12 protein-coding genes and 1 tRNA gene are annotated in these 15,071 nt (G+C 49.7%); 5 read left to right on the top strand and 8 right to left on the bottom strand.

Annotation, left to right across the window (positions count from 1 at the left end):
* Positions 1-739 precede the first annotated feature (739 nt).
* Genes GCWU000182_RS05285 through GCWU000182_RS05275 form a run of 3 tightly spaced genes read right to left on the bottom strand, consistent with a single transcriptional unit; the run spans position 740 to position 5,707 of the window.
* Positions 740-2,521 carry a DnaJ domain protein gene (locus GCWU000182_RS05285; RefSeq protein ID WP_023391757.1) on the bottom strand — a complete coding sequence of 594 codons (1,782 nt, stop codon included), beginning with the start codon at positions 2,519-2,521 and terminating at the stop codon, positions 740-742.
* Positions 2,514-4,346, bottom strand: a complete 1,833-nt coding sequence (locus GCWU000182_RS05280; RefSeq protein WP_023391756.1) for a molecular chaperone HscC — start codon at positions 4,344-4,346, stop codon at positions 2,514-2,516. The genes GCWU000182_RS05285 and GCWU000182_RS05280 overlap by 8 nt, the downstream gene beginning before the upstream one ends.
* Before the next feature lie 5 nt (positions 4,347-4,351).
* A complete protein-coding gene (locus tag GCWU000182_RS05275) occupies positions 4,352-5,707 on the bottom strand; it encodes a hypothetical protein (RefSeq protein WP_023391755.1) in 1,356 nt (451 codons plus the stop codon).
* Between the two features lie 160 nt (positions 5,708-5,867).
* Here GCWU000182_RS05275 and GCWU000182_RS05270 point away from each other — a divergent pair, with 160 nt between their 5' ends.
* The 4 genes from GCWU000182_RS05270 to GCWU000182_RS05255 all read left to right on the top strand — a co-directional run bounded on the left by GCWU000182_RS05270 (position 5,868) and on the right by GCWU000182_RS05255 (position 8,458).
* The gene (locus GCWU000182_RS05270) at positions 5,868-6,302 is read left to right on the top strand and encodes a PH domain-containing protein (protein WP_023391754.1); all 435 of its coding nucleotides are present in this window, start codon (positions 5,868-5,870) and stop codon (positions 6,300-6,302) included.
* Positions 6,303-6,665: 363 nt separating this feature from the next.
* The gene (locus tag GCWU000182_RS05265) at positions 6,666-7,565 is read left to right on the top strand and encodes a CPBP family intramembrane glutamic endopeptidase (protein ID WP_023391753.1); all 900 of its coding nucleotides are present in this window, start codon (positions 6,666-6,668) and stop codon (positions 7,563-7,565) included.
* The gene (locus GCWU000182_RS05260; protein WP_023391752.1) at positions 7,549-7,836 is read left to right on the top strand and encodes an autorepressor SdpR family transcription factor; all 288 of its coding nucleotides are present in this window, start codon (positions 7,549-7,551) and stop codon (positions 7,834-7,836) included. The genes GCWU000182_RS05265 and GCWU000182_RS05260 overlap by 17 nt, the downstream gene beginning before the upstream one ends.
* The gene (locus GCWU000182_RS05255; protein WP_023391751.1) at positions 7,817-8,458 is read left to right on the top strand and encodes an SdpI family protein; all 642 of its coding nucleotides are present in this window, start codon (positions 7,817-7,819) and stop codon (positions 8,456-8,458) included. The genes GCWU000182_RS05260 and GCWU000182_RS05255 overlap by 20 nt, the downstream gene beginning before the upstream one ends.
* Before the next feature lie 534 nt (positions 8,459-8,992).
* Here GCWU000182_RS05255 and GCWU000182_RS05250 read toward each other — a convergent pair.
* The 3 genes from GCWU000182_RS05250 to GCWU000182_RS05240 all read right to left on the bottom strand — a co-directional run bounded on the left by GCWU000182_RS05250 (position 8,993) and on the right by GCWU000182_RS05240 (position 11,340).
* Positions 8,993-9,066: transfer RNA gene (locus tag GCWU000182_RS05250), tRNA-Arg, on the bottom strand.
* A gap of 271 nt (positions 9,067-9,337) precedes the next feature.
* Positions 9,338-11,074: a phosphoenolpyruvate--protein phosphotransferase gene (gene ptsP / locus GCWU000182_RS05245; RefSeq protein ID WP_023391748.1), complete on the bottom strand. Its 1,737-nt coding sequence runs from the start codon at positions 11,072-11,074 to the stop codon at positions 9,338-9,340.
* Positions 11,074-11,340, bottom strand: a complete 267-nt coding sequence (locus tag GCWU000182_RS05240) for a phosphocarrier protein HPr (RefSeq protein WP_023391747.1) — start codon at positions 11,338-11,340, stop codon at positions 11,074-11,076. The genes ptsP and GCWU000182_RS05240 overlap by 1 nt, the downstream gene beginning before the upstream one ends.
* Before the next feature lie 275 nt (positions 11,341-11,615).
* On the opposite strand from GCWU000182_RS05240, the gene GCWU000182_RS05235 reads away from it, so the two are divergent.
* A complete protein-coding gene (locus tag GCWU000182_RS05235) occupies positions 11,616-11,894 on the top strand; it encodes a DUF1827 family protein (protein WP_035364153.1) in 279 nt (92 codons plus the stop codon).
* Between the two features lie 74 nt (positions 11,895-11,968).
* Here GCWU000182_RS05235 and GCWU000182_RS05230 read toward each other — a convergent pair whose 3' ends face one another.
* The gene (locus GCWU000182_RS05230) at positions 11,969-13,453 is read right to left on the bottom strand and encodes a nicotinate phosphoribosyltransferase (RefSeq protein WP_023391745.1); all 1,485 of its coding nucleotides are present in this window, start codon (positions 13,451-13,453) and stop codon (positions 11,969-11,971) included.
* Between the two features lie 29 nt (positions 13,454-13,482).
* Positions 13,483-15,057, bottom strand: a complete 1,575-nt coding sequence (locus GCWU000182_RS05225) for a peptide chain release factor 3 (protein ID WP_023391744.1) — start codon at positions 15,055-15,057, stop codon at positions 13,483-13,485.
* Between the last annotated feature and the right edge of the window lie 14 nt (positions 15,058-15,071).

Here is a 15,071-nt window from a genome sequence, read left to right as displayed (position 1 = left end):
GAATATCAAACTATTTGATAATCAAAGTTTATCGAAAGTCTGCGCATCTGTCAACACATGTGCTAGGCCCTGACAGGCCTTATGGGGCCCTAGCCTTGATAAATCAGGCATGGTCGCGTTTGCAGGACTTTTTGTCATCTTCTTGTTGCCTTAGAGACAGAAAGTGACTGAAAAGCCCTTACCTTGTGGCTGAGCCGGGCTTAAGGGCTTGTGACTTGTAGATAGCAATCAAAAACAGGGATAGGCGCCGGTTTGGTGGGAGCTAGTGGCCCACTTTCCAGAGTGGTCCACTGGCTCCTTTGTTTTTGCCGGAATTCAGGGGAAAGCGCCGTTTTTGACTGAGCCAGTGGTCCACTTGCCAGAGTGGACCACTGGCTCCTTTGTTTTTGCCGGAAATCAGGGGAATTCGCCGGTTTGGTCTGAGCTAGTGGTCCACTTTCTCGAGTGGTCCACTAGCTCCTCTGTTTTTGCCGGAAATCGGGGGAATTCGCCGGTTTGGCGTGAGCTAGTGGTCCACTTTCTCGAGTGGTCCACTGGCTCCTTTGTTTTTGCCGAAAATCAGGGGAATTCGCCGGTTTGGTCTGAGCTAGTGGTCCACTTTCTCGAGTGGTCCACTGGCTCCTTTGTTTTTGCTGGAAACCAGGGGAATTCGCCGGTTTGGTGGAAGCTAGTGGCCCACTAGCTCCATACAAAAAAGCCAGCAAGGCTGGCTTGCTGGCTGGCTATAAGGCTTGAGAACTTATTGGGGCAGGCGCTCCCATTGGGCCTTAACTAGGTCTCCTTGCTGGCTGTAGTGGACGCCCATGCTGGTGTCTCCCTGCTCAGGCGCTGCCCCACTAACGGCAGCCAGAACTTTACCCGAAGATAGGTCCACTAGGTACCATTGCTGGCTGGACTTGTCTTGACCGATTAGGGCCGGTTTCTGGGTCCCCTGGTCATTAAAGGCCTTCACCTGGCGCATGGCCTGGTAGTCCTTAAAATCTATCAGCTTGTCCTTGGCCCGTAGGTGGAGGGCATAGCCGGACTGGGTCTGGTAGAGGGTGGCAGTCCGAGTCACAGACCAAGCCTGCTTAATGCCGGTCAGGCGCTCTTCTTCCCCAATCCAGAGGCTCTGATTGCCCTCCGGCCCTTCAAGACGACCACTCTCTCCCATTTGATCTAGGCCGGACAAATCCAGACTAAAACTCGGAATGGAAATAGGGTCATAGCTAATGACGGCCAACTTGCCGACATCGACCGCTGGTTTGCGCGGCGGAATAGGATGGCTAGGACCCGAGCCGGTAAAGCGTCCGAAGATAGCTGCCAGTAAAAAGGCAAGCCCAGCCAAAATCAAGCGCCACATAGGCCAATAAGGTAGACGGAAGCCCTGCTTGCTCTTCTTAAGCAAATGGGTCAGGCCATATTGCTGGGCCAGTTGCTTGACCCGCTTGCGCTTGCGACGATTCTGGGTCAGGACTAGGCGGGTAAGGGCCTGGTCTAATGCTTCTTTCTGGTCATGCTGACGAATTTGCGCCATAAGGGCTTGGTTGGTCAGCAAGCCTTCTAGGTCCTGGTCATCCAGGAAGCCTCTGAGCGGAGCCAAAAGCTGCTGAATGTCAACTTGATAGTCCAGATTGAAGTCCATGGACGGCTGGTAGTCCGCAGGCTCCAGCTCCTCCTGGCGGAAAAGGTCCTGCTCGGGCTCTTCCAATTCAGAGAAAATGGGGTCGTCAGCCTCCAACTCGTCCAAGTCCCCCAAAGAACTATCGGACTGGCTGTCATCCCAGCTGAGCTTGCCTGTTTGGCGGCGCTCTTCTGCTTGGTCTTGCCAGTTGAGGCTGCCCGACTGGCGGCCTTCATCAGCTTGGTCTTGCCAACTGAGGTTGCCCGATTGGCGGCCTTCTTCAGCTAGGTCTTGCCAGTTAAGGCTGCCCGACTGACGACTGTCCTCAGGCTGGTCCTGCCAGTTGAGGCTACCCGACTGGCGACTGTCCTCTGGCTGGTCCTGCCAGCTTAAATGAGCCTGGCTGACTGGCTCCTGGTCTTGCGGTGCTGACCAGGACAGGGACTGGCTACTGGTGCTGTCCTCTGGCCCCTGATTGGCGTCCGACCAGTCTAAGTTGGTTTCAGACTTAGGCGTCGTTTGCTGAGGGGCCTGCCACTGGGACTGGGTTTGGCCACTTGGGCCGGCCGACTGGCTAGGCTTTTGGTCAGCCGACTGGGCTGGCCCCTGATCTGACGGCTTGGCCTTAGACTGCTCACTGGCATGAGTGGGCTGGCGGCCGGCTTTGCTAGTGGCGCTTGGGCCGCTGCTTGCTGACTGGTCGCCTAAGAAATCCGCCCCTGCCTCCCTGCTTTCCTGAGCAGCTAAGTCGGTCGCCCGCTTGAGGGCTTCTTGATAGGCTGCCTGCAGGGCCTGGAATTCTTCCGGATGGTCTTCTGGGTGGTAGAGCTTAACTTGTTGGGCGTAGGCCCGCTTAATGGCCTTCTTATCCGCAGTTGGCCCGCTTAGCCCTAAGACTTGCCAGGGCGTCTTAGCCATGGGCATCCTCCCCTTCCTCAGTTTCACTATCCTCATTGAGGAATTCCATGACGGTCCGGTCTAGCTCGGCTTCTAATTCTTGGTCCCAATCCGAATCTTGATCCCAGTCAGACTCCACATCCCGGAAGATATCGCCCATGCCGGCATCCAAGCCCCACTCTAGGTGGTCTAGGTAGTCATTGGTTGAATCCAGCAGCTGCCGCTTCTTAAGCAGGTTGTTCTGATAACGGGCAAAGAGACGGGAGAAGCGCATGAGAGTCAGTTGTAAGTCTTGCTGTTGCTCCAAGCTCAATTCTTGATAGAGACGCAGGGCCCGTTCAAAGAGGGCATCCCGTTCTGGTTGGCTAGCCAATTGTAGGGCTAGCTCCTTGATTTCCTTATGGGCCGTATCCGTGGCATCCACCGCTACCAGGCTCTTGTTAGGGCCCAGCTTGTAGGTTTTGACTTCGTCGGTAGCCACGGTCTTGATTTCCACATAGAGGATAGAGTTGATGTCATAGGAATAGGTGACCGCAAAGGACTGGTCGTCAACATTGCTAGGCACCGGCAACTGAACCGAGCCCAGGAAGAGATTATCCTTGGCATACATGGCTTCCCCCTGGTAGACCTTGAAGCGAATGGTTGGCTGATCCTTACGGACTGGCGAATAAATCTGGGTCTTGCTGCTAGGCAGAACGGAGTTGCGCGCAATCAGGACGTCAGACAAATCCTTGTCCTCATCCACATAGTTGTGAACCGAAGTAGACAGGGAGAAAGGACAAATGTCGGTCACCACCAAGTCCTTGACCTCTTGGGCCCGGGTCTTGATACCGATATACTGACCTAAACCTAGGGCCACTAACTCATCCATCTTCTGACCGCTCATCACTGGTAGGTTGAGCAGGCGTTTGAGATAGTCCTTCACCACTGGCATATAGGAAGAACCCCCAACTAGAATGAGGCGGTCTAGTTCGCCCGCGCCAAACTTACTTTCCACAATGGCCTTACGGATGACCTCCCGCATGCGTTTGAAGAGGGGCTGGCTGATTTCAGCCAATAATTCATTGGTAATCTTGTATTCGTGGGACTTGCCTTCCAGATGGACCTGCATATTGACTGACTCGAATTCAGACAATTGCTTCTTGACCCGCTCGGCCGCCAAGAGCAGAGAGTTGCGGGTGCGTCGGTTGAGAGCCTCAAAGTTAGTCCCAGCTTTGCGGCAAACATACTGGGCAATCAATCGGTCGAAGTCGCTACCGCCCAGGTGGTTATCCCCGGCGATGGCTGCAATGGAGATGACATTTTCGAAGCAGTCCACCACGGACACGTCCAGGGTCCCGCCCCCAAAGTCGAAGACCACGAAGGTCTCGAATTCATCTGCCTCGTGACAGGCAATGGCTGCTGCAGACGGCTCATTAATGAGACGTTCTACCTTGAGACCTAGCAATTCGCCCGCCTTCTTAGTGGCTTGGCGTTGCTCCGCGTTGAAGTAAGCCGGCACACTAATGACCAGCTCGGTCACCTTCTGACCTAAAAAGGCCTCGGCATCTGCCACCAACTGCTTGAGGACACAGGCTGACAATTCTTCCGGCTGGAAGGCCCGTTTGGACAAGGTAATTTGGCGGTTGGCCCCCATATGGAGCTTGAAGAGTTGGGCGGTGTCTTGAGGATGGGTTACTAATTTCTCCCGGGCAATCTTACCGACTTGGATTTCCGACCCGTCATAGTAGACCACACTCGGGGTCAAATATTCCCCAAAACTATTGGGAATCATGCGAACTTGCCCGTCACTATAGGCCACCGCCAAGCTGTTGGTGGTACCTAAGTCAATACCGATAACTGTCATAATACTTACTCCTTTTCACGCGATTGGAATCTGGCCAGCAAAGTCCCCACAAGGTAGGGAACTAAAGTCAGGGCCATGACCCACCAGATAATGTTGGGCACCTGCCAGAAGGCACCTTGGTAAAGCCGCCAAGCCACCAGCAAGGCCGAGACGCTGATCAGGTAGCTGACCTGGTTAATCAGGTAGCGCCCTGCTGGCTTCTTGGTCGGGTCTAGTTTGGCGTTAATATATAAATAGAAGCTACTTAATAAGAAGATCAAAAAATTAGGCTGGCTCATGCGCAAGAACCAGGCAACCAAGGTCACTAGGACCAGGCCGGCCAAAATCAGATAGAGGATGGGTTGGCCCGCATCATAGACCTGATTCTTGAAGTGAAAGGCCCCCATGCCTAAGCCCCGCTGGGCCAAGAGCAGGACCGCCACTAAGACCATGAGCAGACCAAAGGTCCAGCCAAAGGCCGGCAACCAGGTCTCTTGCCAGACCGCCAAGAGGCCCAAGACCAGGCTAGCTAGATAGAGGCCGGCCAAGGGCAGACTGGACAGAGCCAGATAGCGATAGCCCCGGCCATCCAAGTAATGCGGGAAGTGGCCCCAGTTGTTGACCGTACTGTACTGTAGTTCAAAGCAGTAGCAGACTAAGGCGTTGCTGGCCACCAAGGGCAGCCAGACGGCATAGGCTTGGGGCCAAATCATGATCCCCAACCAGATTAAGATTTGTAGGCCAAAGCAAGCCAGACTACCAAAGGTCGTAATCAGACCCGCTAGCAGCATGCGACGGTTGGTGGGATACCAGGACTTGCCCACTAGCTCCTGCCAGCGCTGATTGACCCGCTGGCCAAGGGCTTGGGTCAGGTCCGGGTCGCCCTTGAGGCTGGGAACATAGCCTATGAGGGTGTAGAGCACCCGTTTATTTTCTAGAGTTTCCAGGGGCAGGGCTTGTAGGGCCAGCAGGAAGTCTTCCTGGGGCACCTGCCAGTCCTTATTGGCTTGGTCGACTAGGAGTTGCTGCCAGGTTGACCAGTCATTGAATTGGGCCTTGACCCCGGCCAAGTTCTGGGCCAACCGATTATGAGCCACCTGCTGGCTGAATTGGCCCGACAGGCCTGACGCCATCCAGGCTTCCAGGTCAAAGTCAGTCCAGTCTGTCCCCTTCTCCTCAGACGGGTCATCTAGGTCATTAAACAAGCTGGCGATGTCTTGGCTAGCGCCCCGCTGGCTGAGGGCCCATTGGTAGGCTGCTTCTAGTTGGGCTAGAGCCTGGGCGTCCTCCTGCCACTCCTCATAGCGTTGACGATAGGCTGCCTCTAGGACCGCCTCATCCTCTGTGGGACCCTCTAGGCCCAATATTTCATATGCTAACATGTCTGTCGCCCCCTCCGTCGCGCGGTCATATTTTCCTGCTTGATTTTCGTGCTTCTATTGTACTACAGATTGAAGCCAGTTGAAAGTTAGGGCCTTTTCTTGGGCAAGGACGGCATGGGTCTGCTATACTAGAGCTAAGAACCCATAAGGAGGGATTAGTATGGTATTAGGCAATTTATTCCAAGGCCTATCCGGCAATATGAGTGAGGTCTCCAAGGACAGCTTGGCCAAGGACTACGGCCACCTACTGATTGAAAAGGAAGAAATCCAGGCGGGCTATGCCCTCATTCGGGACCTAGTCATCTTCACCAATATCCGCATTCTCTTTGTCGACCGCCAAGGCACTACCGGCAAGAAGGCCCGCTATAAGACCATCTTCCTCATGAACATTATTAATGTCGAGTTGGAAACGGCTGGCGCCATGCTGGATGACAGCGAACTGACCATTGAATACCTGGACAACATCCGCCTCAAGGCCCACAGCGAAAGCCGCCAGACCCTGACCCTGGAATTCCCCAAACGCTATGACATGGGCCCCCTCTATACCATGTTAATGAAACTGGCCTATGAGAACCGGCTAAGGGCGAATGGGTAGAGATTAGACATATAGTTACTAATTAACTATTATTTAGCAAGTCAGTGACAAAAACTGGAAATAGGTTATCATTATAAGGGACTTATTTTCGGTTTTTGCCCTCTTATAAAATGAAGTGCAACAAAAAAGACATGTTCATCTGATATACTAGAGTTGCGAAAATCAGTATAAAGGAAGATGAGCATGTCCACTAATTATTCTGCCACAAATCAATCATACAAACACTTATCTGAAGCTGAGCGAGGGGAAATAAAAATTTTCCAAACTATTTAGAAAAACATCTAAATAGTTCTTGTATATAGAATGGAAAGGTGTATAATGCTATTTAGAAAAACATCTAAATAGAAAGTGAAGTATCTCAATATGTCAAATAAGAGAACAATCCTTCTTTTTGTGGTCTTGGCTTACGGCCTTGCTTGGATAATATGGTTGGCACTATGGCTAAGTGGTGTCGGTCTTAATTCTCCATGGAATCAGCTTGCTAGTACTGTGGCCATGTGGATGCCTGCGCTTGCAGTCTTTATTTTAGGGAAAATCACGAATCAACCTAGTGGAATCAAATCTAAATTAGTCGTGAATCTCAAGAGGAACTGGCGCTTTTACTTACTAGCTATCTGGTTACCAGCAGTCATCAGTTTTTTAGGAGCAGGACTTTATTTTCTTGTATTTCCTAGCAATTTCAGCCTTGGTTTGGAATCTATTCAAGCCATCTTACAAGAAAAAGGTGTCTCTCAATCAACCATTCCCTTATCTTCCTTGGCCTTGATTCAAATCCTAGCTAGTTTGACCTACGCTCCTTTTCTTAATAGTTTCTTTGCATTGGGAGAGGAAATTGGTTGGCGTGGCTATCTTTACCCAGCTCTAAGACAACGCTTTTCAATAGTCCAGACTCATGTCTTGCTTGGTCTCATTTGGAGTCTTTGGCATCTACCAATCAATTTGCAAGGCTATAATTATGGACTATCTTATTTCGCTTATCCTGTTTTGGGAGTTGTCGCCATGTTTCTATTTTGTTTTAGCCTAGGAATATTGTTAAGCTGGTTGTTGGCAAAGACAGGCTCTATCTGGGCTTCAGCACTATTTCATGGGGCAATCAATGCAACTGCAGGTCTTGGGTTACTCTTTCAATTACCAGGAGAAAAAGTTTCAGGCCTCTTGATTTTAGGCCCGTCACCGGCTGGAATGCTATCAGTTCTACCATGCTTATTCCTAGCCTTGCTAATATTACAAAGGGAAAGGAAGAACCATGAGTTTTGCAAATAGCTTTAAAGCCTTATCTCACCCAGTTAGGAGAGAGATTTTGAATTTACTCAAAACAGGTAGATTATCTGCAGGAGAAATTGCCAGTTATTTCGAGTTGACGGGTGCAACGATTTCACATCATCTTACGATTTTGAAAGCAGCTGATTTGATTCATGAAATGAAAGAGAAAAACTTTATTTACTATGAGTTAAATACATCGGTTTTAGAGGATATAATGGTTTGGTTAGCAGATCTGAAAGGAAATCATTTTGATGAAGATAAAAATCAATAAGAAATTGGTATTATTTACGAGCATTCTCATCCTACTACCTTCCCTTGTAGGTTGTGTTTTCTGGTATCAATTACCAGAGGAGATGCCCACTCATTTTAATCTACTGGGTCAAGCAGATGGCTACAATCATAAAATGTTTGCTATCTTTGGATTACCGACTCTCATGCTTTTGATGCATTGGTTGCTTCTATTTATAATGATTAAGGATCCTAAGTCTAGCAATATCAGTTTAAAAATACAACTTTTGATTTACTGGATTATTCCTTTTGTATCTTGTCTATCAATGATTTCTATCTTCGGAGAATCTTTGGGTTATTCCATGATGAGTGGGCTACTAGCTCAGATTTTTATGGGAGTCGTGATGATTGTAATTGGAAATTATCTACCAAAAACACACCGAAATTATATAATCGGTATTCGACTACCGTGGACCTTGGAGAATGATGAAAACTGGAGAAAAACGCATCGCCTAGCTGGAAAAATTTGGGTATTAGGAGGATTGTTATTGTTTCTAAATTCCTTTGTGCAACTATATGTTTACTGGGTATTCTTCTTGACACTTTTCTTTGTAGTGATAATTCCTAGTGTCTATTCTTATCAATTATCAAAATTAGAATCTTGAAACAGGTATTTGAGTCATTAGTTAGAGATGTTGGTCTGATATGCGTAATTCCCCAGCGTATGGTTTGAAAAATCAAATTCATTCCTTTATAAAAAAGAATGATTTACAAAAAGAAAAAATGAATGAAATGTTACTCATATAAACCTCTTTATCGCAGAGTACGACAATGGTACTTTGCTCACCTATTTCTACATTGACGGAATAGAAGTTGATAGCAAACAGGTTGGTTTGGGCATGGATGGTTCTCTCTATGTTCCAGATACAAAAACAAATGCTGGCAAGCATAAAGTACACGCCGTCCAATATAAGGATAACGATAAAGCAAAAGGCCTAGTCTTTAATAGAGTCCATGAATTTGAGATTAAAGATAAATAAAGAAACGCCACTAGCCTTTGTTGGCTAGCGGCGTTTCTTTCATTCTCATACTGTGTAATTTTTGTGCACACCAATTGACACATGCAATAGCACTCGCAGACAAAAAGCCCGTCTTAGCGGGCTTTTTGAATAGGTAAAATCAGGCAAAACCTGCCTTTACATCCCAGGAGGGATTCGAACCCCCGACCGTTCGCTTAGAAGGCGAATGCTCTATCCAGCTGAGCTACTGAGACATGCTGTATTCGCAAGTCGAATACTTATCTATTTTACGGCATGGGGCGGGCTTTGTCAAGGTCTGTCAGGCCTGGGCGGGCCCCTTTTCTTGGCTGGCAGATTCGCTAGCTTGGTCCTAAGCCGAGATCTCGCAAGCGCCCCTTCCCGGTCGGCTCTTTGACTTAACTTGAGTCCTGGCCTCCCCTCCTCGCCAGCTCCCAAGTCCACAGTCTCCCAGCCCACACAAAAAGAGACCAGGACCGCAGTCCTAGTCTCCTAAGGGTTAGCGTATTATGCTTGGCCAGTTGCTTTAGCAACAGCTTCAGCTACCAAGGCTTCTACTTCATCAACAGTAGTGCACTCGTTGATGGCTTTGTCAGCCAAGGCTTTCATTTCTTGAGAGTCCAACTTGGTTAAGAGGGAACGCGTCTTCAAGATAGAAGTCGCTGACATAGAGAACTCGTCTAAGCCCATCCCTAAGAGGAGTGGCACAGCCGTTTGGTCCCCAGCCATTTCCCCACACATCCCAGTCCATTTGCCTTCAGCATGCGATGCGTCGATGACGTGCTTGATCAAGGTCAAGATAGATGGGTTGTAAGGTTGGTAGAGGTAAGAGACTTGCTCGTTCATCCGGTCCGCTGCCATGGTGTATTGGATCAAGTCGTTGGTCCCGATAGAGAAGAAGTCTACTTCCTTAGCAAATTGATGAGCCAAGACAGCCGCAGCTGGAATCTCAATCATGATCCCGACTTGGATGCCGTCAGCTACTGCCACGCCTTCAGCGACTAATTCAGCCTTGACTTCTTCGTAGAAGGACTTAGCTGAACGGAATTCGCTCAAGGTCGCGATCATTGGGAACATAATCCGTAAGTTACCATGAACAGACGCGCGTAAGAGAGCCCGCAATTGGGTCTTGAACATGTCGCGTTGGTCCAAGGAAATCCGGATAGCCCGGTAACCCAAGAATGGGTTCATTTCGTGTGGTAATTCCAAGTATGGTAACTCTTTGTCCCCACCGATATCCATGGTACGTACCACTACTGGCTTGCCAGCCATTGATTCCAATACAGCCTTGTAAGCTTCGTATTGTTCATCTTCAGTTGGGAAATCAGCAGAGTCCATGTAAAGGAACTCAGTCCGGTAGAGACCGACTGCTTCCCCACCGTTAGCCAAGACACCGGATACGTCTTTTGGCGTCCCGATGTTGGCAGCCAATTCAACGTGTTTGCCGTCTTTGGTTACGGATGGTGCAGAGACCAGTTTCGCCCATTCTGCTTTTTGGTCAGCGAAGGCTTGGGCTTTTTGGCGGTATTCCGCTACTTCCGCTTCGCTAGGGTTAACAAGTACTTTACCTTCTAAGGCGTCGACGATCAGTAAGTCGCCATCCTTAACCACATGGGTTACTTCCTTGGTCCCGACAATGGCAGGAATTTCCAAAGAGCGCGCCATAATGGCTGAGTGGGACGTGCGTCCGCCAATATTTGTTACAAAGGCCCGAACGTATTTCTTGTTCAATTGCGCCGTGTCACTTGGAGTCAAGTCATGGGCAATGACAATGGCTTCTTCAGAGATAGTAGCTGGACTTGGTAACTTAACGCCTAAGAGAGCGGCAAGTACGCGTTCAGATACGTCTTTGATGTCGGCTGCACGCTCTTGCATGTATGGGTTGTCTTCCATTGATTTGAACAATTGGATGAACATGCCACTTACATCACGCAAGGCTGCTTCCGCATTTACCTTTTCGTTACGGATAGTGTTTTTGATTTGGTCAGTTAATTCTGGGTCGCCTAATACCAACAAGTGAGCTTCAAAGACCTGTGCTTCGTGTTCGCCTAAGGCGTCTAATGCCAAGTCACGAATGGCTGTGATCTCTTCTTTGGCTTGAGCCAAGGCAGCATCCAAACGCGCAACTTCGGCGTCAGTGTCTGCTACGGCTACTCGCTCAAAGCTCAAATCTGGCTCCGTTAATAAATAAGCAGGAGCGATGGCAATCCCATCACTCGCTGCAATACCCGCTAAGTAAGTCATTACTCAGCCAAGCCTTCTTTTTTCATAGTTTCAGTTACTGCTTCAAGCGCTTCTTTTTCGTCAGCACCTTCTGCAGTAATGGTTACGTCAGCGCCTTGGCCTACGCCTAATGACATAACACCCATGATGGATTTCAAGTTAACAGATTTACCTTTGTATTCTAAGTTTAAATCAGCAGAGAATTTGCTTGCAGTTTGTACCAACAAAGTTGCTGGACGTGCGTGAATCCCTGTTTCAGCTACAACGTGAAATTCTTTCTTTTCCATATCAAAAAAACTCCTTTGAAAAAATAGTTTAGAAGATGAGGATGTAATGGCGATTACATCTCTTCACGTACTAGGATAACATTTTTTTCCCGATAGAACAACCGTCTAGCATGAAAAAATGACCCTAAAGACGAAAATTTTTTAAACGCTTTCCTAATTTGGCCCCATCCTAGTCGCTTTTTATCATGAAAATGTCTCTTCGCGGTTTTTTTCTAGAAATTCCCCTATATTTTTGGCTTGAAAAGGCTTATAATAGACTTAAAGGAGGGTCTCGTATGAAAATGATCGACGTCACCAATAGTCATTATGACTTGGTCACTAAACAGCTGGAATGTTCGGACGCATCCATTGTCAAGGTCTACACCCTAGGTCCTACAACCGTCTTCTATTCAGCTGCCCCAACCCACAAGAACATCATCGTCATCAATAAGAACCGCCCTGTGCGCGCCAAGGAAATTGATTTTGCCATTGCCAAACTCTTCCAGCAAAACAACCGCGACAATGTCGAAATCCTAGAGGCCCACAACTTTGTCGAGTTAGAACTCCGCCTATAAGCAGGCGGTTTTTTTTGTGGCTATATATAATAAGAGACTGAAAGGCCTGCTTTCAGTCTCTTTTGCTTCTATTATTACTTATTCTTTAGGAGCTGGCGAATATCTTCTAGACAAGTCCGGCGTAAGAGGCGGCCGTTCTCGAAGACTGGTAGCAAGAGGTTGTCGCAGCCTGCCAAGCTTTCACGGGTATGGCCGTCTTCATAGGTCAGCTGGCCTTGGTCATCGCGGTAAACCCGCACCCGACCCTTTTGCGACTTCTTGGTGCCACCCTTATCGGTCTTAGGCGCCTTGAAGATGGCCTTTTCCTGCCCGTCGATGACCACAGAGGTCGCCTTGAGGGCGAAGCCGAAGGAATCCCGGGTCATGGATTGATAGGACCGGCTGCCAATACCGAAGACCACGTTGGAGCTAGCAAAGCCTTTGGCTGCCAAGCGCTCTAAAATCAGTTGGGCCCGTTCCAGGGTAATGGAGTCGCCATAGATGGCCCCGATACTCGGATCTAAGACCTTGTAGCCCAAGTCATTGACCTGGCCGCCGAAGGTATCCCAGAGGCATTCAATCAGCCCTTTTTCTTCAGGCGTTTGGCCCTTGCCAAATTCTTGGACGGTCCCGCAGAGGATGTCTTCTGGCACGCCAGAGTCAGGCCGGATAACCAAGCGACCCTCACGTTCCAGAATAACTGACTTAAGGGCTGGCAGGTACTCCCCGACCACGCGCCAGAAGTCCCAGCTATCGCTAACCACGCTGACAAAGCCCTTAGGATAGACATCCGTCAGCAGGTGACGGAAGAGTTCTTGCTCGCTGTCCTCGCCATAGGCACACATGACGCTGTGCTCAGTGGCCGGAATACTCATAATAATCGGCGCCTTTTCGCAGTCAGCCTCATAATATTCTTCATGGAAGCAACCGGCTGGAATGGTGTCGGAGCCCAAGAAGCTGAGCAAATGTGCCGCACCTGAGACGGTCGAGGTCATTTCGGAACTCATGCCCCGCATACCGAAGTCATGGGCTTGGAAGTCCACGCCCTCAACGCCACCTGTGGTTTGCAGGCTGAAGCTTTCCAGAATCCGGCGGTAGCCATCAGCCACAGTGGCGCTAGTCATCGGCAACCAGAGGGTGTTGAGCATGGCGGTTTCTAGGTAACTAGACAACCAGAAGAAGTCCGGATGGGTATTCTCGATGGTCAAAACTGGCACCCTGATAGGCGCCCGAGTCCCCTCAGCTAGGGCAGAGATTTTAATAGGCAGATAGCCCAAGTCGTGTAGGGCCTCCAAGTGGGCCACAGGCACTGGGTCCAAGCCTAAGGAGTGCTTAACGAAGCGTTGATAGTCGGCAATGACTTGACGCTTAGGCTTTTGGAAGAAACCCTCGTTGAAGCGTCGAATCAAGTATTCCTTGATATAGTATTGGATCCCGAAGACCACCACATGTTGGCTAAATTGAGCCCGTTCATTGGAACGTGGGGTCAAGACTGAGTAGACATATTCGGTCTTGGCTGGGTATTGTTCCCGGTGGGAGAGTTTGTAGAAATCTGCTAAGAGGGTAACTGGCGTATTCATGGGCCTAGCTCCTTTCCATGAGCAAGTGATTAGAGTAATTTTTTCAATTCAATATCTGGGTACTTGTCCTTGAACCAATTTTCAGCAAAGGCGTTCTCGAACAAGAAGACCGGCTGACCGAAGCGGTCCTTAGCCAAGAGGTTACGGCTGGAAGACATGTTAGGGTTGAGGTCCTTCTCGTCAATCCAACGGGCAATCTTGTTGCCAATTGGGGTCATGTCCACTTCCGCATTGTACTCATGCAGGAGGCGGTACTGGAAGACTTCAAATTGTAGCTGACCCACGGCCCCGATAATGTATTCTTCGGTGTGGTAGGTCTTGTAGAGCTGGATGGCCCCTTCTTGGACCAGCTGCTCAATCCCCTTGTGGAAGGACTTCTGCTTCATAACGTTCTTAGGCGTTACCTTCATGAAGAGTTCCGGTGTAAACTGTGGCAGTGGCTTGAATTGCAGACCGGCATTGCCCGTGTAGAGGGTGTCGCCAATCTGTAGGTTGCCTGTATCATAGAGACCAATAATGTCCCCGGCCACGGCTTCTTGCACTTCTTCCCGGGTATCGGCCATGAATTGGGTGGTGTGGGCCATGCGGATGGTCCGCTTGGTCCGGTTGAGGGTCACGTTCATGCCCTGCTCGAATTTACCTGAGCAGATACGGACAAAGGCGATCCGGTCGCGGTGGGCTGGGTTCATGTTGGCCTGAATCTTGAAGATAAAGCCAGTAAAGCGTTCATCGGTTGGCTGGACCACTACCTCTTCCTCTGCCTCCACTGCGGCTGGCGCTGGCGCCAAATCCACAAAGGCATCGAAGAAGGTCTGGACCCCGAAACCTGTTAAGGCTGACCCGAAGAAGACAGGCGTCAACTTACCCCGGTTAATGAGCTCGCGGTCGAAGGCATTCCCCGCTTCTAACAAGAGTTGGGCATCTTCCATGGCTTGAGAATAGATAGAGGATTGCTTGAAGGCATGGTCGCCTTGAGCTTCCCCGTCTTCATCTAGAGGAATATAGCTGTCCTCTTCCCCGTCCAAACCGCGTAGTTCCACCCGGTTATTGTAGAGGTCGTAGAGGCCTAGCAAGTTTTTCCCCATACCCATTGGCCAGTTCATAGGATAGGCATCAATGCCTAGGACTTCTTCCAGTTCCGCCACCAATTCCAGGGGCTCCCGACCGTCCCGGTCCAACTTGTTCATGAAGGTGAAGATGGGAATACCACGCATGGAGCAGACTTCGAAGAGTTTCTTGGTCTGAGGCTCAATCCCCTTCCCTGAGTCCACCACCATGACCGCGGCATCCACCGCCATCAGGGTCCGGTAGGTATCTTCCGAGAAGTCCTCGTGCCCTGGGGTATCCAGAATATTGACTTGATAGCCATCATAGTCCACCTGCATAACCGAAGAAGTGACGGAGATGCCCCGTTGCTTCTCGATTTCCATCCAGTCGGACTTGGCGAATTTCTTAGATTGCTTCCCCTTGGCCTTGACCGTCCCGGCTTCCCGGATAGCTCCCGAGAAGAGCAGGAGTTGCTCGGTGATGGTCGTCTTCCCCGCGTCCGGGTGAGAAATAATGGCAAAGGTCCGGCGCTTGGCTACTTGACTTGTTAAACTCATGTTAGGCTCCTTCT

It is taken from the genome of Abiotrophia defectiva ATCC 49176, from assembly GCF_000160075.2.
Taxonomy (GTDB): domain Bacteria; phylum Bacillota; class Bacilli; order Lactobacillales; family Aerococcaceae; genus Abiotrophia; species Abiotrophia defectiva.
Note: the sequence above shows the minus strand (reverse complement) of the source record. Positions and strands in the feature narration are given on the sequence as shown.

Excerpts from the sequence above, each read along its gene's own strand:
- GCWU000182_RS05285 (WP_023391757.1), bottom strand. The coding sequence starts at position 2,521 with ATGGCTAAGACGCCCTGGCAAGTCTTAGGGCTAAGCGGGCCAACTGCG.
- GCWU000182_RS05280 (WP_023391756.1), bottom strand. The coding sequence starts at position 4,346 with ATGACAGTTATCGGTATTGACTTAGGTACCACCAACAGCTTGGCGGTG.
- GCWU000182_RS05275 (WP_023391755.1), bottom strand. The coding sequence starts at position 5,707 with ATGTTAGCATATGAAATATTGGGCCTAGAGGGTCCCACAGAGGATGAG.
- GCWU000182_RS05270 (WP_023391754.1), top strand. The coding sequence starts at position 5,868 with ATGGTATTAGGCAATTTATTCCAAGGCCTATCCGGCAATATGAGTGAG.
- GCWU000182_RS05265 (WP_023391753.1), top strand. The coding sequence starts at position 6,666 with ATGTCAAATAAGAGAACAATCCTTCTTTTTGTGGTCTTGGCTTACGGC.
- GCWU000182_RS05260 (WP_023391752.1), top strand. The coding sequence starts at position 7,549 with ATGAGTTTTGCAAATAGCTTTAAAGCCTTATCTCACCCAGTTAGGAGA.
- GCWU000182_RS05255 (WP_023391751.1), top strand. The coding sequence starts at position 7,817 with ATGAAGATAAAAATCAATAAGAAATTGGTATTATTTACGAGCATTCTC.
- ptsP (WP_023391748.1), bottom strand. The coding sequence starts at position 11,074 with ATGACTTACTTAGCGGGTATTGCAGCGAGTGATGGGATTGCCATCGCT.
- GCWU000182_RS05240 (WP_023391747.1), bottom strand. The coding sequence starts at position 11,340 with ATGGAAAAGAAAGAATTTCACGTTGTAGCTGAAACAGGGATTCACGCA.
- GCWU000182_RS05235 (WP_035364153.1), top strand. The coding sequence starts at position 11,616 with ATGAAAATGATCGACGTCACCAATAGTCATTATGACTTGGTCACTAAA.
- GCWU000182_RS05230 (WP_023391745.1), bottom strand. The coding sequence starts at position 13,453 with ATGAATACGCCAGTTACCCTCTTAGCAGATTTCTACAAACTCTCCCAC.
- GCWU000182_RS05225 (WP_023391744.1), bottom strand. The coding sequence starts at position 15,057 with ATGAGTTTAACAAGTCAAGTAGCCAAGCGCCGGACCTTTGCCATTATT.